Annotated in this window: 1 protein-coding gene; it reads right to left on the bottom strand. The window is 72.3% G+C overall.

Translation table 11 applies throughout. The features are described 5' to 3' along the window. On the bottom strand, nt 1-527 hold a 527-nt coding region (locus tag ACXJ3V_RS20720; RefSeq protein ID WP_457102239.1), incomplete at both ends, for an ABC transporter ATP-binding protein.

Below are 527 nucleotides of genomic sequence, written 5' to 3'. Positions count from 1 at the left end.
CTTCCTCCGGCGTGCCGGCTGCCAGCACCGAGACCCGGTCCAGAACCGTGACCGAGCGGCTGATGCGTGCAATCAGTTCGAGGTGATGCTCGACGATCAGCACCGTGGTGCCGAGCGCCACGATGGCCTCGATTAACGCGCCCAGGCGGTCCAGCTCTTCCATCGACAACCCGGCCGCCGGCTCGTCGAGCAGCAGCAGGGACGGGTGACCGGCCATCGCGCGGGCGATCTCGACCAGCCGCTGCTGACCGTGCGGAAGGTCGCCGGCGAGGTCGTCCGCGCGGTGACCGAGGCCGACGAAGCGCAGCAGCGCCATCGCCGCCGCCGAGCCGTCCCGCCGGTCGCGGCGCGCGCGCGTCAGGCCGAGCGCGATCTCCGCCGCAGTGGCGCGTTCGTTCGGGAAACCCCCCAGGCGCACGTTGTCGAGCACGGTCATGTCGGGCAGCAGCTTCGGCGTCTGGAAGGTGCGGCCGACGCCGAGTCGGGCGATCTGGTGCGGCGCGCGTCCGCTGACGTCGGTGTCGCCG

This window comes from Microbacterium sp. P5_E9 (assembly GCF_054049175.1).
This window is presented reverse-complemented; position numbering and strand designations above follow the sequence as displayed.